This is a genomic window from Pectobacterium brasiliense, assembly GCF_013449685.1.
GTDB lineage: Bacteria > Pseudomonadota > Gammaproteobacteria > Enterobacterales > Enterobacteriaceae > Pectobacterium > Pectobacterium brasiliense_A.
On record NZ_JACDSF010000042.1, the window covers coordinates 14339 to 39483 of the forward strand.

At 51.8% G+C, this 25145-nt stretch carries 16 protein-coding genes; 2 read left to right on the forward strand and 14 right to left on the reverse strand.

The annotated features are described in order from the left end of the window. Window positions 1-203: 203 nt before the first annotated feature. The 9 genes from H0248_RS16155 to H0248_RS16195 all read right to left on the reverse strand — a co-directional run bounded on the left by H0248_RS16155 (window position 204) and on the right by H0248_RS16195 (window position 14379). A complete protein-coding gene (locus H0248_RS16155; RefSeq protein ID WP_180786680.1) occupies window positions 204-1466 on the reverse strand; it encodes an MFS transporter in 1263 nt (420 codons plus the stop codon). Window positions 1467-1600: 134 nt separating this feature from the next. After that, window positions 1601-4732, reverse strand: a complete 3132-nt coding sequence (locus tag H0248_RS16160) for a beta-galactosidase (protein WP_180786681.1) — start codon at window positions 4730-4732, stop codon at window positions 1601-1603. A gap of 328 nt (window positions 4733-5060) precedes the next feature. Further along, on the reverse strand, window positions 5061-6137 hold the full coding sequence (locus H0248_RS16165; RefSeq protein WP_180786682.1) for a LacI family DNA-binding transcriptional regulator: 1077 nt from the start codon (window positions 6135-6137) through the stop codon (window positions 5061-5063). 199 nt (window positions 6138-6336) lie between these two features. Continuing rightward, the gene (fbpC, locus tag H0248_RS16170) at window positions 6337-7395 is read right to left on the reverse strand and encodes a ferric ABC transporter ATP-binding protein (RefSeq protein ID WP_174435808.1); all 1059 of its coding nucleotides are present in this window, start codon (window positions 7393-7395) and stop codon (window positions 6337-6339) included. A 5-nt stretch (window positions 7396-7400) separates the two neighbouring features. Next, a complete protein-coding gene (locus H0248_RS16175; protein ID WP_039498696.1) occupies window positions 7401-9479 on the reverse strand; it encodes an ABC transporter permease in 2079 nt (692 codons plus the stop codon). 206 nt (window positions 9480-9685) lie between these two features. Continuing rightward, entirely contained in the window at window positions 9686-10720 is a 1035-nt protein-coding gene (locus tag H0248_RS16180; RefSeq protein ID WP_014914786.1) for an ABC transporter substrate-binding protein, read from the reverse strand. Between the two features lie 36 nt (window positions 10721-10756). Then, the gene (gene uhpC / locus H0248_RS16185; RefSeq protein WP_180786683.1) at window positions 10757-12082 is read right to left on the reverse strand and encodes an MFS transporter family glucose-6-phosphate receptor UhpC; all 1326 of its coding nucleotides are present in this window, start codon (window positions 12080-12082) and stop codon (window positions 10757-10759) included. Window positions 12083-12171: 89 nt separating this feature from the next. Continuing rightward, window positions 12172-13746, reverse strand: coding sequence for an MASE1 domain-containing sensor histidine kinase (locus H0248_RS16190; RefSeq protein WP_180786684.1), 1575 nt, complete (start codon window positions 13744-13746; stop codon window positions 12172-12174). A 3-nt stretch (window positions 13747-13749) separates the two neighbouring features. Further along, window positions 13750-14379, reverse strand: a complete 630-nt coding sequence (locus H0248_RS16195; RefSeq protein WP_010285873.1) for a response regulator transcription factor — start codon at window positions 14377-14379, stop codon at window positions 13750-13752. A 230-nt stretch (window positions 14380-14609) separates the two neighbouring features. On the opposite strand from H0248_RS16195, the gene H0248_RS16200 reads away from it, so the two are divergent. Continuing rightward, window positions 14610-15425 (forward strand): MetQ/NlpA family lipoprotein, encoded by an 816-nt coding sequence (locus H0248_RS16200; protein WP_180786685.1) that lies wholly within the window; start codon window positions 14610-14612, stop codon window positions 15423-15425. Between the two features lie 76 nt (window positions 15426-15501). On the opposite strand, the gene H0248_RS16205 is transcribed toward H0248_RS16200, so the two are convergent. Beyond that, window positions 15502-16218 (reverse strand): aspartate/glutamate racemase family protein, encoded by a 717-nt coding sequence (locus H0248_RS16205; RefSeq protein ID WP_180786686.1) that lies wholly within the window; start codon window positions 16216-16218, stop codon window positions 15502-15504. A gap of 238 nt (window positions 16219-16456) precedes the next feature. Between H0248_RS16205 and hypT the strand changes: the two genes are divergently transcribed. Continuing rightward, window positions 16457-17356, forward strand: coding sequence for a hypochlorite stress DNA-binding transcriptional regulator HypT (hypT, locus tag H0248_RS16210; RefSeq protein WP_180786687.1), 900 nt, complete (start codon window positions 16457-16459; stop codon window positions 17354-17356). A gap of 105 nt (window positions 17357-17461) precedes the next feature. Here the strand turns inward: hypT and H0248_RS16215 are convergent, their stop codons facing one another. The 4 genes from H0248_RS16215 to fdhF form a co-directional block, all read right to left on the reverse strand. After that, window positions 17462-18766, reverse strand: a complete 1305-nt coding sequence (locus H0248_RS16215) for a dicarboxylate/amino acid:cation symporter (protein WP_180786688.1) — start codon at window positions 18764-18766, stop codon at window positions 17462-17464. Between the two features lie 663 nt (window positions 18767-19429). Then, the gene (locus H0248_RS16220; protein WP_180786689.1) at window positions 19430-20323 is read right to left on the reverse strand and encodes a GntR family transcriptional regulator; all 894 of its coding nucleotides are present in this window, start codon (window positions 20321-20323) and stop codon (window positions 19430-19432) included. Between the two features lie 108 nt (window positions 20324-20431). Next, a complete protein-coding gene (locus H0248_RS16225; protein WP_039311989.1) occupies window positions 20432-21745 on the reverse strand; it encodes a CitMHS family transporter in 1314 nt (437 codons plus the stop codon). A gap of 890 nt (window positions 21746-22635) precedes the next feature. Beyond that, window positions 22636-24786: a formate dehydrogenase subunit alpha gene (gene fdhF / locus H0248_RS16230; protein ID WP_110162660.1), complete on the reverse strand. Its 2151-nt coding sequence runs from the start codon at window positions 24784-24786 to the stop codon at window positions 22636-22638. Window positions 24787-25145 lie beyond the last annotated feature (359 nt).

Sequence of the window (25145 nt, forward strand, 5' to 3'; positions counted from 1 at the left end):
TCACATAAGGATTCGCAAAGCGGCATGAAAACAAGAATTTGGCTCCTCTGACTGGACTCNNATCGTGTGAACGGGGCGCATGATAACGGCGTGTGTCGCACATGTCAAAGGTGTAAACCACAAAATTGCATTGTTCGGTGAGAGAATGTGCAATCTGCCGATATTTTTGGCAAATATCGGCATTTTATTGCGTCCTGCCATCGCTAGAGGGTATTCAGCGGCGCTTTCTGTTTATCGGAAAATGCATACAGTGGCCCTTTTCCTGACAGCGTAAAGAGGGATATCGCGGTAAAGGAGAGGGCAATGCAGCCTAAAATCAGGTAAGTGCCATGAAAACCGATGCTGTCATACATATTGCCAGCAAAGAGCGACATGAAAATGATTGATACCTGTTTAAAGAAGCAGAAGCACACCAGATAAATTGTCGCGGAGAAGCGGACTTCAAAGACCGTGGTAATGTATTTGAAGCAGCCGACAATCAGGAACGGCACTTCAAACATGTGCAGCGTTTTCAGCACAATCACTTCCAGCACGGAACTTGCGAAGGCAGAGCCAATAATGCGCACGGACATAATCGTACCAGCAATGAGCAGGGCGTTTTTACCGCCGATGCGGTTCACAATCAGCGGTGCGAAAAACATGATGCTGGCATTGAGCAATTCACCCAGCGTGGTGACGTAGCCAAATACTCGCGTTCCTTCTTGTCGGGTCTCGAAAAACGAGGTGAAGAAGTTGGCAAACTGCTGATCGAACACATCATAGGTGCATGACACACCGACGACATAGAGCGTCAGGAACCAGATTTTTCGTTCTTTTAGCAGTTCGACGGCCATTTTTAGGTTGAACGGTTTCTGGTTGGAACCTACCTGATCGGCAACGAGAGCGCTGGATGAGGCCTCTGGTTTTGCCAGCAGCAACAGGATGCCGAGGATGACGGCACAACCGGAACCCAGCCAGAAAACAAACTGGTTATTGATGGTAAACATAATACCGACGATAGACGCACAGAGCGCCCAGCCGAGGCAGCCAAACAGACGCGCACGGCCAAATTCAAACTGGCTACGGCGGCTGACTTTCTCGATATAGGCCTCAATAGCCGGTGCACCGCCATTGTTGATGAACCCCAGGTAAATCCCGCCGACGATAGAACCTAAAACGATATTGTATTTTAGTAATGGGCCAAAAACATAAATAAAGAACGGAGCAAAAAACACCAGCATTATGGTAATAATCCATAGCAGGTGTTTTCTCAACCCCAATTTATCGGAGAGTAAGCCAAATATCGGTTGAAATAGCAGAGCGAAAAAAGAAATACAGGCGAAGATAATTCCCGTATCGCTTTTACTTATTTGGTTAATATCATGCAGCCAAATAGGGAAGAAGGGGAAGTAAGCCCCCATGATGAAGAAATAGAAAAAGAAAAACAGGCCGAATATCCAGAAATTCCTATTATGTAGGTAGTACATGTTGCTTTCTCCGATATGCATAATATCCGCAGCGTTTATTTTGACGGCGGATATATACCTGCTGGGTACAACCAGGATGAAAAGAGGCGGTATACCCGCGCTCTTTCGTTGTTTTTTAATACTGCTTTTTCATATCAATATGGCTGGTGATGTTGCATGGCGATGCGATAGTGATAATGCGTCGCTGTGAGTAAATCATCGCGATGAACGCTAGGGCTCCAAGAGTCATCGCCGCCAATTCCCATGTGGAAGCCATCCAGATTGAGCCAAACGCCTTTTTCCTTTTCTAATAAGTGGTGGTGAGTGCACGTCATTAATTGTGTTAGTCCGTAGCGGCTTAACCCAAAGTGGAAGTTTCCGGTGATAGTCCATTTGCCATAGGTCAGCGTGCGTGTATTGCAGCGCAGCCCGTTTTCCGTTGGGAAAATATAAGGTGTGTGGAGGTCATCCAGCGGCAGATTCCAGTGCCCATGCTGTGCCGCGAGCTGTCGGTCTGGGTAATTTTCATGTGGTCCAAGCCCGACCCAACTGACCTGAGGCGCGACGTCGGCTAACTGGCAGCTCAAGCCTACTCTGGCCAGTGACGGCAGCACCGTAGCGGCATCAACATCGACATCCACGGTCATCACGCCATGTGCATCAATCTGCCAGCACTTTTTACTCCGCAACAGGATCTGTCCGGCATGGCGGAATACGTGCTCGGTGACAATGTGCACGGCATCGGTGAGCTGGTCGGCCTGAATCGCAACACACTGCGTCTGCAACTGATAAAGTCCGGCCGATTTCCAACGTTCGGCCCAGGCGCGTGGATCGATGCGATCGACCTCGCTGATACCGATGTCGTTATCCAGCGGTGCCCGAACAAACTGATCCTGCAAAGGAGTTAACAGCGTTGGTGCATCCGCCGTCCACCACTGTTCCAGCCAGCCGCTCTGGCGGTTAAAGCGCCAATGCTGTTCGCTCTGAATGATGTCAAAGTACGCATCGGACGATTGCAGAACGGGTGGTTTCTTCTGTCCAGAACTCGGTGCCTCGGGAAGATGAAGCGGTGCAGGAAGTTGCCACTGATCCCAGGCACAGCGGTGATTAGCTTCTGACCAGGCGGTGGCTTTAGGCTGTACAACTTCAACATTGAGCCAAAGCTCTCTTGCGCGATCGACTGTGGGAAGGGCTTCCAGCAGCGTCAGTGTCTGGGTAGTCTGTGGAGCGAGCGTCAGCGGTAACGAACCTTCTGCGAGCGTTTTATCATTCAGCGTAATGCGCCAGTTCAACTGCTCATTGTCCGTATGGCGAAACAGGTATTCGCTGGTGACACGCAGCTCACACGGCGACTCAGCCTGCCAGGCGAATTGAATGTGCTGCTGTGCCCGCTGGGCTTCATACAGGCTGGGATGCGGGGTGCGATCGGGAAAAAGCAGGCCGTCCAGACAGAACTGGCGATCGTTAGGCATGTCGCCAAAATCTCCGCCGTACGCCCAATAGGTATTGCCTTGTTCGTCGCGGCGGGTCAGTGCCTGATCGACCCAGTCCCAGATAAACCCTCCCTGTAATCGAGGATATTGGCGGAATGCCTGCCAATAGCGCGCGAATCCCCCCAGACTGTTGCCCATCGCGTGTGCATACTCGCAGAGGATGAGAGGCCGATGCTCGTCTGGCATGCTGACCCATTTGGTGATCGACCATTTGGGTACGCTGGGGAAGGGCTGATCTTCATCAACGCGAGCGTACATTGGGCACACAATATCGGTCGCACGGCTATTCGCGCCGCCGCCTTCGTAATGCACAGGGCGAGTCGGATCGTGGCGTTTGATCCACTGGTATAGCGCATCATGGTTTGCGCCGTAGCCGGATTCGTTGCCCAATGACCAGATAATGATGCAGGGATGATTGCGGTCGCGCTGCACCATCCTTGATACGCGTTCGCTATAGGCTGGCAGCCAGACGGGATCGTCCGACAGACGATTCATCGGCTGCATGCCGTGTGTTTCAATGTTCGCTTCATCCACAACATACAGGCCGTAGCGATCGCACAGCCGATACCACAGCGGATGGTTGGGATAATGTGAGCAGCGTACGGCGTTAAAGTTATGCTGCTTCATCAACATAATATCGCGCCGCATTGTGTCTTCATCCATGACCTGACCGTGCTGCGGATGGTGTTCGTGACGGTTAACCCCGCGGATTAGCAGTGGTTGACCGTTAATCAGCAGCAGGCCGCTGCGGATTTCAACTTTTCTGAAACCGACATCATAGGCTTCCGCTTCGACTAGCTCGCCTTCTGCCGTTTCCAGTGCGATAACAGCGCGATATAGATTCGGCAGTTCGGCGCTCCACAGGTCGGGCTGTGGCACGTCAATGCGGAGAAAAGATTTGTCATGATAGGCACCGCGTTCATCGACAATATTGCTGCCGAATGCCTGCCGCGTACCACCGATGAGCTTATTACCACGCCAAAGCTGTGCGTGGACGCGATAGCTTTTGGCGTCAGCTTCAGAGAGTGTTGCCTTCACCTGAATATCCAGCGTACCGTGGCGGAAATCGGCGCTGAGCGGCGTAGTGAGCTGGATATCGCTGAGGTGAACCGCTGGTTTATGCAGAAGGGTGACGTCGCGAAAAATACCGCTCATACGCCACATGTCCTGATCTTCCAGATAGCTGCCGTCAGACCAGCGTAGCACCATCACCGCCAGCCGATTCTCGCCGGTCGTCAGATAGCGGCCGATATCAAACTCCGCAGGCAGGCGACTATCCTGTGAATATCCCACCCAGTGGCCGTTACACCAGAGATAAAACGCGGAGTTAACGCCATCAAAAATAATCCGGGTTTGTCCGCGACTGATCCAGTCGTGATTGACTTTAAAAGTGAGCGAGTAACAACCTGTAGGATTGTCTTCTGGCACATAAGGTGGGTTGACGGGGATCGGGTATTTTACGTTGGTGTAAATCGGGGTGTCATAGCCCTGTAGCTGCCAATTGGCAGGCACCGGAATGGTATCAGAATCCGGCAGATCCTGCTGTAACCAGCTTTCCGGTACGGCTTCTGGGCGGGTGAAATAACTAAATGTCCATTCACCATTCAGGCGGCGAAGCCGCTGAGAAGGCTCATCTTGCTGTGCGGCAGCCACGCTGCGCCAGCTGTTGAACGGTGGATGAGCGGGGAGCCGCTGATAGTGAGTACAGGCTGGGTTTTCCCAATCACGCCGAGCAAGAATCTCTTGCAGTGTGGCGCGATGGCGTACTGGATACGGTAAAACGGTATCGCTCATGATGGTTAGCTCCTGAACGTCTTGAGTCTGTTTCTGTGATTGGATAGTTAAATTGTTATCCGCTCACAATCTCTATTGTTCATAACATATCGACTCGTCAGGGCGAGTAAAGTGGAACGTGACAATAAAGTGGAAGCGATCACAAAGATCGTTTGTAAAATGAGTGGCGATACATCGGATTTGGAAAGCGCTACGCAATAAATTAACGAGAGATGATAAATAACTTATTGTTTATCATCTTATTTTGTTAGGGTTTTGCATCGATGGTGAAAAAGGTGCTGCTGTGTAAAGGGTTACAAGTCGTGTAAGGGGTTACAAACATAAAGGGTTACAGCCTTTGTAGCTGGCGTGTAATGTCCAACAGGTTTTTGGTGAGTTCTTGCAGGGAGGCATGGGTTGATGAATGTACGGCGGTGCTATGGCGTACGATCAGTTCGGTGGGTAACAGCAGTGATGTGCTCTGGGTAGGATCGCGCAGCGTGGCGAGTAAACGAGTAACGCCTTCTTTACCTAATAGCCTGAAATCCTGACGAATGGTTGTCAGTGGCGGAGTGTAATACGCGCTGTCCTGAGTATCGTCAAAACCGATCACTGACATCTGCTCCGGTACGCGCAGGCCATACTCGTGCAGCGCACGCAGGACGCCAAGCGCCATTTGATCGTTCGCGACAACAATGGCGGAGACGCGCAGGGATTCTCCCAACAGGGCCAGCGTCTGGTGGTAACCGGATGCGGCGCTCCAGTCACCGTGTAGCACTGAAGCGGGGGGGAGCTGCTGTTTTTCCAGCTCGGCTAGCCAGCCTTCATAACGCAGACGGGCGGAGATCGACGTCATTGGTCCGGTCAACAGGGCGATGTGTTGATGCCCCAGCTGTACCAGATGCGTGATGGCTAAACGTGCGCCGTGATCGGGGTCGAACATGACGTTGAGTATGTCGGTATGCGGATCGGCATCCATAAACAGGACGGGGGTGTCGGCACAGGTCTGGCTAATGTGGGCGACGTCATCCGTGGATAGCGGAACATTCACGATAACGCCGCTGACACGCTGAGAAAGCAGGTCGTTAACGGCATTATTGCAGGTGTTGACATCCGGGCTGCTCAGCATGGACATCACGATGTTAATCCCTAGCTGACTGGCGGTGGTCTTAATCGCTGCGGCAATTTGTGAAGGCGCGTGTAGTGACAGATCGGTAGTGACCAGCCCCAGTGTGGTGATGGTTTTTCCTGCCAGCTGCTGTGCAACGCGGTTTGGCGTGTAGTTAAGTGCCGCCATCGCCTGTTCCACTTTACTGCGAGTACGGGATGACACATGAGGTGCTTGATTCAGCACGCGGGAAACCGTCTGATAGGAAACCCCAGCGTACTCGGCGACATCGTTTAAGGTTATGGGTTTCTGTTTCATAGCGGCTATTCCGTGCGTGATTCCGTGCGTAAAAGAGCATCATCATAACAAATCGCACAGGGAATCCGTAACAGGCGTATGTATTCCGACACAATCAAAATAGACCGAAGAGAAACTGAGGTTCGTAGGCGTTTTTAGATGTTTGTAAAAAGTAAAACCGGGAGCAAGCGCGCCCGGTTTGAGGGAGGGTTACTTGATTTTACTGCTCGGATAACACAAACATGCCGTAAGGGTGGATTTGCAGATAGTAGCTGTCGCCCGGATTCGGCTGAAGCTGGGTTGCGTTAACCTGCAACAGCATCGACTGTCCATGCCAGTCCACCTGCACTTCGTACTGCGGCCCCATGTAGGCGACCTGCGTGATGGTGCAGCGCTGGCTTTCGTCACCCTGATGGCTGAGCGTAATGGCTTCCGGGCGAATACCGACGGTCGATTCGCTTAAGCCGGCGGCAAAGCCCTGCGGACGCGGAATGAGGTAGCCGTAGATATTCACGCTGTCTGCCGTGAAGGTGGCAGGGAAAATGTTGGCATCTCCCATAAAGCTGGCCATGAAGCGGGAAGCCGGCTGGCGATAAAGCTCCTGCGGCGCACCCAACTGCATGATTTTGCCTTTGTTCATCACGAGAACCATGTCGGATACTGCGAAGGCTTCGCTCTGATCGTGCGTAACATACAGCGAGGTGATGTTGAACTGCTGCTGAAGCTCACGGATTTTCTCACGCATGCTGCGGCGCAGGTTAGCATCAAGGTTACTCAGCGGCTCATCGAATAGCAGAACTTTAGGTTTGAGGATCAGCGCACGCGCCAGAGCGACACGCTGCTGCTGTCCACCAGAAATCTGGTCGACGTAGCGATCTTCAAATCCTGCCAGGTCGACCAGCGCCAGCGCTTCTTTTACGCGCTGATTGATTTCAGCCTTCGGGCGACCGAGCATTTTCAGCCCGTAGCCGATGTTTTCCCCCAGCGACATGTGCGGGAAGAGGGCGTAAGACTGGAACACCATGCAGATATCGCGCTGTTGAATGGAGCGCTCGGTGACGTCTTCGCCATCGATGAAAATCTGGCCTTCTGTCGGCTTTTCCAGACCGGCAACGGCCCGCAGTACCGTGGTTTTACCGCAGCCAGACGGCCCCAGCAGCGTGACCATTTTTCCCTGAGGGATCGCCAGATTCAAATCATCAATGACGGTGTTGTTGCCGAAGCGTTTAGTGATGTGCTTCAGTTCGACAAAGCTTTTTTCAGTATTCAAGGTAATCACTCCGCTTAGGCATTATTCTTGGCTTTCGTGCGGGAAATCCGCGCTTCACCGACCAGATAATCGAACAGGAAAATAATGGCCAGCATGACCACAATCAGGATGGAACCGTAGGCAATCGCCATACCGTATTCACCGTCTTCCACGCGGTTAAGAATGTAAGACGTAGCGACGCGAGTATCCGGTGTAACCAGGAAGATAATGGCGCTGACGGTAGTAATGGCGCGCACGAAGCTGTAAATCAGCGCAGACAAAATGGCCGGACGCAGCAGCGGTAGCAGAATATAAAACACCGTGCGCATCGAACCTGCACGTAGGCTGAGTGACGCTTCGTCCAGTGATTTATCCAACTGCCCCAGTCCGGCAATACCCGCACGGATACCAACCGGCACGTTACGCATGACCATCGACATGATGACGATCACCGCGGTTCCCGTTAAGTAAACCGGCGCGCTGTTAAAGGCCAGGATGTAAGACACACCGGCAACCGTACCCGGCACCGCAAAGCACAGCATGGTGGTGAACTCGATAGCTTTCTTGCCGTAGAACTGCTGGCGCACCACGATGTAGGCGATGAGTAGCCCGAACAGTGCCGTAATCGGTGCGGCGATACCCGCGAACAACAGCGTATCCAGCAGGGAAGGCCAGGCGCCGTCGCTAAAGCCTTGTCCGAACAGCTTGCTGAAGTTTGCCAGTGTCAGGGTGTAATCCACGCCCCAGTTAACGGTAAAGCTGCCGTAGAAAATGCTGCCGTACAGCAGGACGTTAAAGGCAATCCAGACATAGAGCAGGATGCTGACGATCCACACCAGCGAAACGGGTAGCGGCTGCACATCACCCCGAGAGGATTTGCCGGAAATTGTCACGTAGGAGCGTTTACCGATCCACAGATATTGCACGCAGAACACGGCCAGTGAGAACACCAGTAGGACAACGCCGAGCGTACTGGCTGCCTGGTAATCCAGCTGTGCCCCAGTAATGTAGAAGTAAATCTGTGTGGCGAGTACGTCGAAGTTGCCGCCCAGCACCAGTGGGTTACTGAAGTCGGCCAGCGACTGGACGATCACGATCAGGAACGAGTTGGCGAGCGCCGGTTTCAGCAAGGGCAGGAAAACCCGCTGAAAGGTTTGATAACGGTTAGCACGCAGGGTGTACGATGCTTCTTCCAGCGACGGATGAATGGTCTTCATCGCGCCTTCCAGAATCATAAATGACATTGGCGTGAAGGCGAGCACCTGCGCCAGCCAGATGCCGGTAAAACCGTACAGCCAGTTGGTGTTCGTCAGCCCGAACCAATCCACCATCAGCTCGGTCATATAACCGGAGCGGCCCATCATCAGCGTCACGCCTAACCCGACAACAAACGGCGGCGTCACGATAGGCAGAATGGAGAAAATGCGGCCGATAATCGCGGAGCGGCGGGCAATACGCGAGGTGTAGATTGCCAGCACCATACCGAAGAAAGTACAGCCGATACCGACGGCAACCGACAGCAGGAATGAGTTCCAGATCACCCGTAAGATGTGCGTCTGACCCAAAATCTGCATAAATGCCAGCGGCGCGAATTCACCGCTGTCGTTGGTGAACATCGGGATGAAGATAGCGATGCTGGGGTAAAGGATAAAGACGCCAATCAGCGCGATGATGCTGATGAGCGAGCCGATGACGAAGCGATCGCCACCCAGCCAGTCCAGCCGCGATAGCGCCAGCGTAATAATCGCACTCAGCGCGACAAACAGCGCAATAGTGCCATAGCCCATCCCGCGACCTTCCACCGTGGCACTGATGACCACGAAAAGGGCACAGAACAACGCGTAAGCTGCATCAAAACGGTGGCGGCCACGCTGTTCACGACCGGGCGTCAGCAGTGGACGTGCGAGCAACCCGACTGGGAGCAGGAACCACAGCAGGCTGATATTCAGGCTTGACCAGCTGTAAGCTGCCAGCAGTTCATCGCGTGAGGCATCCAGCAGGCCGTAATCCAGGCTCCACGCTGGCAGCAGCAAAAAGGTTGCTGCAATCAGCGCCAGCCACAGGAAAACGGGATCCCGCTTAGGCGTCGGTGAAAGAGTTAGTGTGTGTGACATGATGGTTCCCTGGTGCGTGCAAGTTTTATAAAGTTGTTTTATGAGATTGAATCGTCACAGGTATTAGGTGGTGAATAATATTGAGTAATGGTTAATTAGCGATGCTGAGAACACGGCGTTAAGCGAAATGCGAGCAAGCCTTGCCGCCGTGTTCCCATTATTTTTCAATCAATAGAAGTCAATGAATCAAGGTCAATGAGTCGAGATTATTGGCCCATTTTGACTTCGTTAACCCACTTGGAAATCAGCTCTTTACGCACGTCCGCTGCACCGTATTTGTCCATGTCGTAGTTGATCAGTTTCAGATCCTGCAACTTCAGAGACAGCGGAGAAGCTTCGGCGGTGGTGTTGGTCAGAATCTGGTAGGACTGACCTTTCTTCCAGGAGAGTTCCTGTGCTTCTTTTGACAGCGCCCAGTCAACGAACAGCTTGGCGTTATCCATATTGCGCGCGCCTTTCAGGATGCTGACGCCGCCAATTTCATAGCCAGTACCTTCACACGGGGAGATCAGCGTCAGCGGTGCGCCTTTCTCTTTTTCCAGCGAGTAGTCATGCAGGAAGCCGATGCCGATAGCCGTTTCGCCACGTGCAGCGTTACGTGCTGGGGCAATACCGGATTTGGTGTACTGCGACACGTTGGTATTCAGTTTTTTCAGGTAATCAAAGGCCTGATCCTGACCCCACAGCTGGGAGAAGGTCGCCAGTGCGGTATAAGCCGTACCGGAACTTTGTGGATCGGCAATCTGGATTTCGCCTTTGTAGATTGGGTTGGTCAGATCTTTCCAGCACTGTGGAACGGGCAGGTTTTTCTCTTTCAGGCGATCGGTGTTGACGCCGAAGCCGAGAATACCGACGTAAACGGCTGACGAGTAGTTGCCTTTACGTTTTGCGGGATCGCGGAACTGCGGCATGATCTGCTCAAGGTTTTTAGACTGATAAGGTTCCAGCAGATCCATTTCGCCTGCTTGAGATTGCGGATCGAGCGTACCGCCGTACCACACGTCAGCCTGCGGGTTTTTCTTCTCTGCATCGACTTTCGCCAGCGTGCTGCCAGAGCCGTTGCGGATAAAGGAGGTTTTAACATTGTGTTTCTCACCGAAGGCCTTGGCTTCTTCCTCGCAGAAGGCGTTGGTGGCGCTACAGTAAATGACCAGGCGTCCTTCCGCCCGAGCGGTAGTGGTGGTAACAGCAGCAACGGTCAGTCCAGCGGCGATGAGGGTAGTTAAGGTACTCAGTTTCATGATGTTTTCCTTATAGGTATCTATCTGTTGTTATTGCTATTTTGATGTCATCAAACGTTCCCGGCGGCTGACACCTGCCATCAGCAGCGGCATCAATAACAGTCCGATGCAGGCTGAAGCCAACGCCAGCAGAGTAAAAAATCCCGACCATCCGTAGTGTTGCAGCACCTGTGCCAGCGGCCAGCCCGCCAGCGCTGCCCCCAGATAGGCAAACAACGCCAGAAAACCTGTCACCGTGCCTGCGGCATCCTTATGGCTGTATTCCGTCGCAGCCAGACCAATCAACATCTGTGGTCCAAAAACAAAAAAACCGATACTGAAGAAACAGGCCGCGAGCAGTGAATAGTGGTGAATCGGTGCCAGCCACAGCGCGGTCATGGTTAAAAACAGCCCTAATGCAAACAGCAAAATCATCGGTGCGCGTTGACCACGAAACAGCAGGTCCGAACCCCAACCGGCAAACAGCGCCCCCATCAATCCGCCCAGTTCAAACAGCGACAGCGTGGCGTTCGCGCTGAGCAGGTTGAAACCGTGACTCTCCGACAGCCAGATGTTCCCCCAGTCATTCAGTGCGATGCGAATCAGGTACACCAGAATGTAGGAAAACCCGAGTAGCCAGATGGTACGGTTACGCAAAATCGCATCGCGCAGAATCTGGCGCATTGGCATCGGCGGGCTCTGCTGCTCCTGACGACGCTCCAGCGCATCGCGCCGCCACTCGCCGACGCTGGGTAATCCCTGCTGTTGCGGTTTATCGCACAGCTGCCAGCACAGCCACAGACCCATCACAATGCCGATGATGCCCGGCACCAGCAGCGCTGCCTGCCATCCCCATTCGGAGGCCAGATAGCCTGCCAGCAGAGGAACCGCTGCGCCGCCAATGTTGATCGACGTATTCCAGCATCCCCACCAGAGGCCGCGTTCATTGCGCGAATACCAACTGCTCAGCAGTCTGGCGCAAGGCGGCCACCCCCAGCCCTGAAAGAACCCATTCAGTGCCCAGACAATCAGCAAACCCGTGAGCGACTGGCAGTACATGAACAGAATATTCAGCACGCCGGTAATCATCAGCCCGACACCCATAAACCAGCGCACCTGACTGCGATCGCACACGATGCCGGAAATAAACTTGGACGCGCCATAACAGAGATAAAACAGCGTCCCTAGCAGACCGATATCGCCTTTGCTTAACCCTAATTCCAACTGCATCACCGGCATGACGAAGTTGATGCTTTTACGCGTCAGGTAAAATGTGGCGTACCCGATGACCATGGAAATCAGCAACCGTGGTCGCCAGTAGCGATAACGCTGGCTGATTTGTGTTGGTGAAAGCTGTCCCGCTGGAAACATGGGTGCCTGCATGGGGTTCTCCGTCGCGTTGAGAGAAGAGTAGGGGGATGTGAATTAAAAAGGATGAGACAAGGTTTTAGATGGCTAGGAATAATTCCTAGTTAGTCGTCTTTTTGTTTAAATTTTGTGGGCAAGTTAACAATTATGTGTGTACCGCGCGATGTGGCAGCGTCGCCAATGGTGGCGGCTTTTACCAGCCAGTTACCACCCAACGCCTGTACACGTTCCTCGATGCCCCGCAGGCCGAAGCCACCGCCTGTCAGATGCGACCGGTCTTGTGCGATGCCCACGCCGTTATCAATGACGTCGAGTGTAATCAGGTCATCCTGTTGGGAAAGCCGAACCGTAATCTGCGTAGCGCTGGCGTGCTTGTTGATGTTGTTAAGCAGTTCCTGCACCAGCCGGTAAAGGGTGAAAACCACTACGTCATCATGCGGAGGCGTGGGGAGCTGATAATCCAGCTGAAACTGAATACCGCGAGCCGAGAAGGAAAATTCATCCGCCAGATGATGCAGCGCTTTATCCAACACCATTTCATCCAGCACCGGTGGACGCAACTGGCGCAGAAGCTGGCGGGTGGTGTGGTGGATGCGCCGCGACAGCTCGCTGATTTGTCCGGCAGCATGCTGAGCCGCATCGGCTGGCGCGCTGTGTTTCACCAGCATGGCCTGAATCTGAATGGCAGTGATGTTTTGGCCGATGTCATCGTGCAGCTCGCGCGCGATGTCTTTGCGTACGACCTCTTCGGTGTGGATGATGCGCTCCATAAGTTGCCGCCGGGTTTTCAGCTCCTGCTCCAACTGATGACGATAGCGCTGGAGCCGCTGTGCGAGCTGTTGCTGACGGCTGATCGCGATCCCCAGCCCAATGCCGAGCAGCGCCTGCGTAGAGAGAAAGAGTTCCAGTTCGCGCAGATCGTCGAAGGCACCGCTCACCTGACGCGTGACGGCAATCATCAGACTGCCGAGTACGGCGGAGAGCACGCCGCCTTGCCAGCCGAATTTATACGCCATGACCACGTTAGGCAGAAAAACGAAAATCAGCAGCAGGCGTTCCATCTCGGGTGTGAACGTCATTTGCAGGCAAACGCCGATAGAAAAAAACAGCGAGCACCAAATCAGCAGTGAGGTGCGCAGCGGCGGATCGGGGATCTCCTGTGCCAGCAACGTCTGCAAGTGCTGCTGTTTGATGTATTCGTACAGCAGATAGGTGAACGGGATCAGCAGGACGCCGCCGGTAAACGTCGCCAGCAGCGTTTGCGTCAGCTGCGAGTGTAACCAGGGGCCGATAGCGATACCGTGCAGAACGGTATTGAGCGTCAGCGCTGCCAGAAGCAGCAGAAGTCGCTGCCAATAAAGCGTATAGCGATGCCAGATTTTATGCGTGATGATGGCCGGAATCAGGCTGAGGAACGGAGAAAGTAGCAGCAGCGAACGCGTTATGAGTTGCTCGCTAATAAGCCAGCTCTGGATGGCGATTTCCGCAAGCAGTAAGGTCGGCCAGTACTTTCTAGGCAGCAAAATCATCAACGCCAGCCGCAGCCCTTGCGGTAACAGCAGAGCTGCCTGCTGGCCGTTGTTGCTCAAATAGAAACTGATGGTCCACAACGCCAGCCAAATCAGGCTATAAAAAAAGGCCAGAAACAGCGTCATGCCGATGACGTGCAGGCGACGCATGATTTACTTCCCAGCCAGCAGTTGGTGTTGCAGTGCAAAGTGCACCAGTTCTACCGTGGATTCACACTGTAATTTACTGAGAATATTGGCACGGTGAACGTGAACGGTCTTATGGCTGAGTTCGAGCTGTTCAGCGATGCTTTTTACACTAATCCCGTTGATCAGCAGGCTGAATATTTCCCGCTCGCGCGGGGTCAGCGCCAGCAGCTCTTTCGGTGGCTGCTGCTGATGGCGAATGGCGTGTAGTGCATCGGCACACAGGTAAAGGCCACCGCTGCTGACCACGCGAACCGCCTGCACTAACTCTTCCGGGCCGCAGCGCTTCGTGAGATAGCCGCCTGCACCCGCATCCAGTGCGCTTTGTACAAATGCGGTGGTGTCATAGATGCTCAGAATAATGGCGCGAAAATTAGGGCGCTGTTGACGCAGACGGGTTAATAGCGACAGGCCGCTTTCATCCGGCATGGCGATATCAATCACGGCAACGTCAATCGGCTGTTTGAGTAGATGGGGCCACGCCTGCGCCGCCGAAGCATATTGTCCAACAACCTGAATGTCATTTTCTAATGTCAGAAGCTGTGCAAAGCCAGACCGTACAACGATGTGATCGTCAACTAAAGCCACATTAATCATGGTTTCGCCGTGTAAATCCAAGGTCATCAAAACGTCATAATGCGGGGGAATCAAGAGGCGAGCAATAGCAGATAGGTAAAATGGAATCGGCTTAACAGATATCACCACACTTATTCATCGGATAATGAAATGCATATTCATAGAACGCAGAGTTATTTGACTCGGTGAATTATGGAGCGTTACTGTTTTTCTCTTTAAATCGATACAGTTACGATATCAGGTAAACCAGAATGATGAATAAATGGCGTATAGCGCTGGTGGCGGGAATGGTCACGGCGGCGATGGTGTTGACGGCATGCGATAGCGCAAGCAATTCTGCCAACCACATTAAAGTTGGTGTGATTAACGGTGCGGAACAGGACGTCGCCGACGTCGCGAAGAAAGTGGCAAAAGAGAAATATGGTCTGGATGTCGAACTGGTGGGGTTCAGCGGTTCCCTATTACCGAACGAGGCAACGGATAAAGGCGATTTGGACGCGAATGTCTTTCAACATCGTCCTTTTCTGGAACAGCAAAACCGCGAACACGGTTATAAGCTGGTGGCGGTAGGAAATACCTTCGTTTTCCCGATGGCGGGTTATTCGAAGAAGATTAAAAGTATCAACGATCTGAAAGCTGGCGATACCATTGCGATTCCGTTCGATCCTACGAATCTGGGACGCGCGCTGTTATTACTGGAAAAAACCGGGTTAATTACACTGAAGCCTGATACGGGATTATTGCCGACGGTGCTGGATATTACGACCAACATGCATAATCTGCGTATTATGGAAGTGGAAGGGGCACAGTTGCCGCGTTTGCTGGACGATCCGCAAGTGACAGTCGCGATTATTAGCACGACCTATATTCAGCAAACCGGCTTAACGCCAACGAAAGACGGTATTTTTATTGAGGATAAAGAGTCACCGTATGTGAATATCATTGTGACCCGTGAAAATAATAAAGAGGCGGAAAACGTCAAAAAGTTTATTCAGGCCTATCAGTCTGATGAAGTTGAACAGGCGGCTAACCGTATTTTTAACGGCGGGGCAGTGAAAGGTTGGTAATGATACTGCTTTTTTCCGTTTTGAATCGGGTCCGGTAGATATTTCACTGGGCCCGTTATCTGTCGGAAACGGCGCATCAGGCGGCAATATCATTTCTCGGGCTGTGGGTAAAATACCACTCGACCGTTTTCTTAATTAACTCTTCCGTTGCATCGACATAGTGCTGTGGTGACGTTTTAACTTCTTGCTCCAGAATCAGGGGAAGCTCGGTACAACCCAGAATAATTTTCTCAACGCCAGCCTGCAACAGGCGATCTTTTACCGGTGACAATAGGCTATAGGCTCCGGCGATATCACCGGATTTATACGCGTAGATGCTTTCCATTACCTGGTGTTGGTCTGCATCATCCGGCGTGTAGCACTCAACATTATCGGTAATCAGGTTGTCCTGATAAATTCTCGCTTTCACCGTCGCCGTCGTCGCCAATAGGCCGACGCGTGTGGTGTTGGCATGCTTAATCGCCTGACAGGTCACATCAATAATGCTGATCATTTCTGCACGGCACTGCTTTTTTAAGTCATTAAACCAATAGTGCGCGGTATTGCACGGGATAATGATGCATTCAGCGCCCGCGTTTTCGAGAATTTTCATATATTGCAGCATTTTATCCAGCGGCGACGCGCTGTGCTGGAGAATGCATTTCGTTCTATCAGGGATATCAGGAATAGACACCGCAATCATCGGAATATGGTCTTGATCCCGATACGCTGGCGTGTTTTTGATCAGCTTTTGCATCGCATCAACGGTAGCACCTGGCCCCATACCACCAAGAATTCCCACGAGACTGTTCATGCTGTTTACCCTGTAGCATTATGAAATTAAAAGGATAATCGCATACTGTTCGGCAATGTGAATTGCTAAATTCCCATCTGCTATGTGGGATTTGCATAACTATTAGCATCCCTATGCTTTTATTGATTTTAACGGTGTATAGTGGGCAATTGCTTTATTGGCGATGTAGGCCGTTGCAGATATAGAACGTTGGCATAGGGAACGAAAATATGACGCTGCGCGTTTTGAGTGAGGGGTGATGCTGAATAATATCGAAACCAAGTGGCTGTATGATTTTATCGTGCTGGAAGAACACCGGAGTTTTACGCTGGCTGCCGAGAAGCGGAATATTTCTCAGTCCTCATTCAGTCGGCGAATTCAGGCGCTGGAAGCGGCGGTTGGCTTTGATATTTTCGACCGTAGCGCGTTACCGCTACAGTTAACCGAGCAGGGGCGCGTGTTCCACGCCTATATCCGCAATACGTTGGATGATTTAGAGTATCAGCTCAATAAGCTGCACGGCGGGGACAATTACAAGAATAAGATCACCATCGCCGCGGCGCATTCGCTGTCGGTCTTCATCATGCCGGAGCTGTTAAAAGACGTGCCTGATCCGCAGGAAAAAATCTTTTATGTCGAATCGATCGATGTCGATGAGGCGGTACTGAATCTCAAAGAAGGGCGCAGTGACTTCATTTTCTCATTCTACAATGAGGATCTGATGGGGGAGCCCTTCATGCATGAGAAGATCCTGGAATCCCGTCTTTATCCGGTCTGCGCGTGTGATAGTGCTGGGAAGCCGCTGTTTGATGTCAGCGCCTCATCGGTGCCGCTACTCAACTATACCGAGACGAGCTACATGGGGCGTCAGGTCAGCCGCTACTTATCCAGTGTCGACAGCGATAAGTTTACGGTCAATTTCGTCTCTTCCATGAGCGACTTGCTCAAACGTATGACGAAGAAAGGTTATGGTATTGCCTGGCTGCCAGACTATTCCATTCAGGAAGAGCTGAGAAACAAAGAGCTGACGATCCTGAGCATGGAAAATGCCGTGATCCGCATGGGGGTTTATCTGTATCGCCTCGATGCGCGGTTGAATGTGGCTTCTGAGAAATTCTGGCGCTACATGAAAGGGCTGTCATCGGCGTCTGGACTCTAAGCGTCGTGACCATACAGATGATGAAACGAAATGTGGGCAGGCAACGAGAGATAAAAAAATAGCGGCCCGAAGGCCGCTATTGGTGATGTATTCACTCACGCAGCATTAGCTATTTTGCGTAGCCTGCTGAGGTTCCTTATAGGCGACGACGACGTCGGTAGCTTCTTCCTCATCATCGTGGATGTCTTTTTCCAGACTGGCCACAACGGCGGTAGAGATACTGTTACCGATGACGTTAGTTGCAGTACGGCCCATATCCAGGAACTGGTCGATACCGATAATCAGCAGGATACCGGCTTCTGGCAGGCTGAACATCGGCAGCGTTGCGGCAACTACCACGATAGAGGCACGCGCTACGCCAGCCATCCCTTTACTGGTGATCATCAGCGTCAGCAAGATCAGGATTTGCTCAGTCAAGCTCAGGTCGATGTTGTAAGCCTGTGCGATAAACAGAATCGCAAAGGACTGGTACATCATAGAACCGTCGAGGTTGAATGAGTAACCGAGCGGCAGCACAAAGCTGGTGACTTTTTTCGGCACGCCGAATTTTGTCAGCGCTTCCATGGTTTTCGGATAAGCCGATTCGCTGCTCGCCGTAGCGAAAGCTAGCATGGTCGGTTCACGGATTAGCTTCGCCAGCCTAACGATGGCTTTGCCCAGGAACAGGTAGCCAACCAGGAACAGAACGCCCCACAGTACGGCCAGACCGAGGTAGAACTCACCGATCAGTTTACCGAAGTCGTAAAGCAGGCCCAGACCTTGCGTGGTAATCGCGGAAGCGATTGCGGCAAAGACAGCAATAGGGGCCAGCGCCATCACGTAGTCGGTCACGCGGAACATCACTTTGGTCAGTTCTTCGATCATGGAAATGATTGTGGTCGCGTGCTTGTTTTTGCCTTTGACATAGGCAAGCGCGGAGCCGAAGAACAGAGAGAACACCAGAATTTGCAGGATCTCATTGTTTGCCATCGCTTCGACGATACTTTTCGGGAAGATATGGCTGATGAAGCTCTTAAGCGTAAAGCTGTCGGTGTTCAGACCTGTCGCAACGTGCTGTGCGGGGATTTCGAGATTCATGCCTGCGCCAGGTTGGAACAGGTTGGCGAAGACCATACCGATGAGCAGGGAAATGAACGAAGCGCTGACAAACCAGATCATCGCTTTCATACCGATACGACCAACGGCAGAAGAGTTTCCTCCCATGCTTGCCAGGCCGGAAACCAGCGTAGCGAAGACCAGTGGCGCGATGATCATTTTAATCAGGCGCAGGAAGATATCGGTAACCATGTTGAAATAAGATGCGACTTCTTTTGCTCGACTGCCGTCAAGATATTGATGGCAAGCCCAGCCGATTAATATTCCCAGGACGATAGCCAAGACTATCTGTACAAGTAACTTCTGCCTTTGCATATAAACCTCATGTTGATGAATTGATTCAGACAACACAATATTATTGCCAGCGTGATGGCTGGTGTTTTCCCTGAATACACCAATCCCTCACCCGAACCTGTTATTGGGGTGTTGTGTCTGCCCGCCGATATTACAACGATTCTTGCTTTTTACATTTTTTTTCTGCGGATTGTTATGTAATTGTGATCCTTGTCATGCGAAAAATGCATGTCCATGTCGCTTGTAATGATAAATAGGGATGTGATACGCAGATTGCGTAAATCGTGAAATTTTCATTAATTCATTATTAAACAGTAACTTATTTCATTTTATCGCGGGTAAAGGTAGATGGAATAAGGTGTTGAAGTAGTGTTGCTAATGACAGGTGGCTATACATCAATAAAACAGATGGTGAATTACTTAAAGATTAAGTAAAAATAAAAGTACAATTAACGAAAACTTTATATACATACCATTTTATAAAAATATTAATTTTTTAATTATTTAAAACGTGACTTTGTTTTTATGTTATAGGTTTCACTTTTCTTGTTGTTGATGGGAAGTTTAATTATTGTTCTATGTGTTTCTATTTGTAACTTCCTGGGCATTTAGGGTGTTTAAAATGGTGTTTTTTATTTTTTAAACATATGTTACTGATGATTTGAGACCTCGCTGTTGGTTATTTCACCGAAAAAGATCGATGCTGACTTTATCGTGGCACGCTTTTTCCAGATGCTTTTTCATCCAGTCTGCCGCTGTTTCGACCTCTCCCCGTTGCAGGAAATCCAGAATCGCCAGATGTTCTGCAATCTGTTCCAATCGCTTGGGATTGAAGGCTGGACTCCCTTGTCGATATTCCACCAGACGCCGTAACTGATTGATTCGTTGCAAGCTATGGTGGGCGAAACGGTTGCCACTACAGGCAAGCAGCGTTTCATGAAAGTGTGTATTGGCATCGAACATTTCATGCGGTGTGAGCGTCAGGTAACCCCCATTGAGAATGTCTTCTTGTTGCTTACGGCAGGCGTTGAGCGTGTGCTGATCGATACGAAACTGCGGCGACAGCAGACTAAGCGGCTCGACCAGCAGGCGGAACGTAAAACTTTCCTCATAGGCCGTGACGGAATCGATAATCGGCGTGGTTCGCCAGCCTTGACCCGTGCGGAACTCCAGCCAACCTTCCTGTTGAATACGCGTCAGAACGTTACGCAGTACGGAGCGGGACACCTGACATTCTCGCATCAGATCCACTTCTGAAAACTGCTCTGGTAACCGACGAGAGAGGCGCATATCGACAATCTTTCGGTAGAGCGGTTCTTCGCTGCTGGCGGCTAATTCGGTGACCAAATGCCCTAATTCATGGGCATGGCGGTCAAGATAAAACCCCCGGTTACGGTGGTAATGCAGCATGCCTTTTTCCGTCAGATACAGCAGCGCGACCTTGACTGGCGTGCGCGAGGCGTTCAATACCTGCGCCAGCGACGATTCGATCAGATGAGCACCGGGCGGCAGCTGCTCGCGGCGAATATAGGCGACAATCTGTCTGACAATCCTTGTCTGTAGGGGAGTTAAAGCCATGGCTATCCTGCTATGTCGTTTAGGGTATTACGGAGAATCTTTATGTTCTTGTCAGTACGGCTTGCCTGCCAGCAGAGCATGCTCCGGCTTGGCCGGAGCAATCCTGTTTTACTGGTGATAGAACGGAAATGCGCCGAAGACAATACCACCGACCAGCAGCGACAGGCTGACAAAAATCGCCCATTTGATTGCAAAGCGTTGGTGATCGCCGATGTCCACTTTTGCCAGACTGACCAGCAGGTAGAGCGACGGCACCAGCGGGCTGAGCAGGTGGAACGGCTGGCCGACAATCGACGCACGGGCGATCTCCTCTGGGGTAATACCATAGTTGACCGCCGTCTGGGCGATAACCGGTAAGATTCCGAAATAGAACGCGTCGTTGGACATCAAAAAAGTAAACGGCAGGCTAATGAGCGCGGTGAACACCGCGAGATACGGGCCGAAACTTTCTGGTATCACCTGCAACAGGCTCTTCGCCATGGCATCCACCATGCCCGTACCGGATAAAATCCCGGTGAAAATCCCCGCGGCGAAAATAAGCGATGTCACCGCGAGCACGTTAGCGGCGTGTGAGCCGATCCGCGCTTTTTGCTCCTCCAGCTTGGGATAGTTGAGCATGACGGCGATAGCGAAGCCGACCATAAACAGCACCTGAATAGGCAGAATCCCGATCACCAGAAACACCAGCAGCAGGGTGGTCAGAATAAAGTTAGGCCAGAACATTTTAGGGCGGCGGTTGGCATCGCTTTCTTCGTCGCTGCCGTTGCCCAGATTGATCGACGCATTCTGGAAGTTGCTGACATCAATGATCCCCAGCCGTTTGCGCTCCTGTAGACCCAGAAACACGGCGACGCCGACCAGAGTCAGGCTGGCTAAAACAATTGCCGGGAGCATGGGGAGGAAAACGTCCAGTGCATCAACGCGCAATGCGGCGGCGGCACGCGCTGTCGGGCCACCCCAGGGGGAAAGGTTCATCACGCCGCTGGCGATGTTAACCAGACAGGTCAATCCGAGCACGCTCATCCCCAACCGCTGATAGAGCGGCAGGAATGCGGCAATCGCGATCATATAGGTCGTCGTACTGTCACCGTCCAGCGCTACCATCAAGGTTAACACGGCGGTGCCGACCAACACTTTCAGCGGATCGCCTTTAACCAGACGGAGAATGAAGCGCACCAGCGGATCGAACAGCCCCGCATCGATCATAATGCCGAAGTAGAGAATAGAAAACGTCAGCATAACGCCGGTTGGTGCCAGCGTTTTGATGCCGTCCAGCATCATCGCCCCCAGCCCCTGATAGAAACCGGCGGCCAGTGCGAACAGCGTAGGGACAAGAATCAGCGCGATCAGCGCAGACATCCGCTTGGTCATGATCAGGTACATAAAGCAGATGACCATAGAGAAACCGAGAATAGTGAGCACAGTGAATCTCCTGTTTTTTATTATATTCTGAATAACTTACTGCCTTTCTTTCGGCGAATTTGGGGTACAAAAAGCCGTGCAGTTTTTTATAACTGCCTATCGAAAGGGATGAAATTAGGTTATTTCCCGACGTCAGAGACGTTCAGAGGAATACGAATGAAAGGCGGGGATTAGCTTCCAGGGTCGATACGAATAATAAAGGACAGATAATGAGGGAGCGATAAGATAACGGTAATCGATAACATAAACGACCTCTATATGAGCAATAATATTCCTTTTATCCCCGCCAGCGTCCATCTAACCGATTGTTTAGTAATTATTTTAATCGACTTGATCACTGTCGCTACAAGGGGCTCTTTTTGTTAAAAACAAATTAAAGCATTGTAAAATGAAACGCAAATTGCGCTAAATTGGAATAAAAAACAATTGGGCGGAGGGGAGGACGGTGAGAACCAACATAATTTTAAAAGATAAACAGAGATGTGAAAATTTAAGGTGTGCGTAGAGGTTTATTATCGATTAACGGAAATTTATCCGTATTCATTAATGAAATTTTACAAGATGAGGCGGGGAATAAAGGCATTATCGGTGAAGAAGATTAAACGGTGTCTAAACCATCTATACTCGTCATACTTCAAGTTGCATGTGCGTTGGCTACGATACTCGGCGCACTGGCGTGCACCTCGCCCCGTTGGGGCCGCTGCAAGCAGCGTTCAAATCTGCCTTGGCAGATTTGTCAGTCACCCGAATCACTTACCTGAGTAAGCTCATCGGGATTCCTTCTCTTGCCGCGCCTTCCTGAAACTCGAATTATTTAGAGTATGTATTTTCCTAAGCCGCCACGGTTTTTACCTGACGGCTGAGGTTCGCGGCGGCTTAGGTAAGGGAGATTAACTGACGTTTTCTGCGGTGCTGCGCAGCCGATCTTTCAAGTGGCTGTATTCTTGTTGTACATAGTTCTCTGCTGCCTGCTGATCGTCGATGGCTTCCAGCTTAACGGCGCAGTGTTTGTATTCCGGCGTTTTAGATACCGGATCGAGATGATCCAGAGTTAGTTCATTGCAGGCACCGATCCACCATTGGTAGGTCATATAGACGGCACCTTTATTGATGCGCTCGCTGACGGAAACGCGTGAGATCACTTTGCCGCGTCGCGACGAGATCCAGGCTAGCTGCTGATCGTGGATGCCTAAACGCTCAGCGTCATAGGGGCTAACCTGCACGTAGCCCGGTTCATCCGCCAGCGTTTGTAATGCGGTGCAGTTGCCCGTCATGGAACGGCAGGAGTAATGGCCAACTTCGCGCACGGTGCACAAGACCAGCGGGTAATCCTCATCCACCAGCTCCATCGGCGGTCGCCATTCGGCCGTGAGCAGTAAGCCTTTCCCGCCGGGACGATCGAAGTGATTACCGGCGTACAGCCATGGCGTGCCGGGGCTGTCTTCCGTTGGACACGGCCACGGCACATAGCCCAGTCCCTCCATTTTCTCGTAGGTTGCGCCGTAATACAGCGGGCAGAGTGCTCGCAGCTCGTCCCAGATCTCCTGCGTGTTGTTATAGTGCATCGGATAGCCGAGCGCTGTAGCCATCAGGCTGATGATTTCCCAGTCGGGTTTCACATCGCCCTGCGGTTCCACGGCTTTATAAAAGCGCTGGAATCCTCGGTCGGCGGCGGTATAGACCCCTTCGTGCTCGCCCCAGGAGGTTGCGGGTAAAATCACATCGGCAATCGCAGCGGTTTTGGTCATGAAGATGTCCTGCACGATCAGCAACTCCAGCTCGTTGAACGCATCGCGCAGCATCGACAGATCCGGCTCGGTTTGCAGCGGATCTTCGCCCATCACGTAATTGGCTCGGATCTTCCCTTCTTTTATCTTGTGCGGGAGATCGGTCAGTGAGTAGCCGATTTTGTCGGAGAGTTCAGGTACGCCCCAGGCATCGGCAAATTTCGCCAGCACCGCTTTATCCGTGACGTTTTGATAACCGGGGAACATATTGGGCAGCGCTCCCATATCGCAAGCACCCTGCACATTGTTTTGCCCACGCACCGGCCCGACGCCAACGTTCGGACGCCCCAGATTCCCGGTCAGCAGCGCCAGGCCGGACAAACCTTTGACCACATCAACGCCTTGACCCCACTGCGTCACGCCCATTCCCCATAGAATGGTGGCGGACGGCGCAGCGGCATAGATCCGCATCGCATCGCGAATCAATTTCGGCGACAGTCCGGTGATGTCAGCGACATACTCCGGCGTGTATTTCGCGACGGTCTTGCTGAATTCCTCGAAGCCTTCGGTATGGCGGGCGACGTACGCTTTATCGTAGTGGCCTTCATTAATCAGCACGTTAGCGAACGCGTTGACCAATGCCATGTTGGAGCCATTTTTCAACGGCAGCCACAGATCGGCGATGCGGGCGGTTTCAATATGGCGCGGATCGCACACGATGATTTTTGCCCCGCGTGCTTTGGCTTTCAGGATCCGACGCGCCACGATGGGGTGTGAGTCTGCGGCGTTGTAGCCAAAAATCAGGATGCAGTCGGTTTTTTCGATTTCGCAGATAGAGTTGCTCATTGCGCCGTTGCCCAGCGTCACCTGTAGCCCGGCAACCGAAGGGCCGTGGCAGAGTCGGGCGCAGCAGTCGACGTTATTATTCCCGGTGACCGCCCGGGCAAATTTCTGCATCACATAATTGGTTTCATTGCCGGGACCGCGTGACGATCCCGTGTGCATAATCGACTCGGCACCGTACTTCTCTTTAATCGCTTTCAGTCGGGAACTGGCGAAGTCGATAGCTTCATCCCAGGATACGGCTTCAAAGGGCGAGCCTTTCTGACGTCGAATCAGCGGCTGCTTTAAACGCGGTGTCAGAATTTTCGTGTCGTTAAGAAAATCCCAGCCGTAATAGCCTTTCAGGCACAGCTCACCTTCATTGGTGACGCCGTTTGCGCCTTCTGCACCAACCACTTTGCCGTTCTCTACCAGCAGGTTAATTTTGCAGCCTGACCCGCAATACGGGCAGACGGTAAGCACTTTCTGCATGATTATTCTCCAAAGCCGAGTCTTGGATCGTAAGAACTGCATTCCTGCGGCAGGCTGTTGATGCAGTCATCTAACCTTCGATAATCACCGATAAAGAAAATTAATTTACTGATCGTGGTCATGCTCAGGGCGATGATAAATCGTCCTAACGTGTTGAGTGCCGCGACCTTTTTCCATAGGACATTCGTCTGGAAAATAACGTGACTGCGTATTCATCCTCTTTATCCGTTAATGCCTATACTGTTTTTGACGATATTAACTCTATGTGCCACCGACTGGGCTGGGGTAGCCATGCCTGTCGGCTGTTTAACACAACGGAAATTGGCATCTCAAGGAAGATAACGCATTCTATTCGTTAA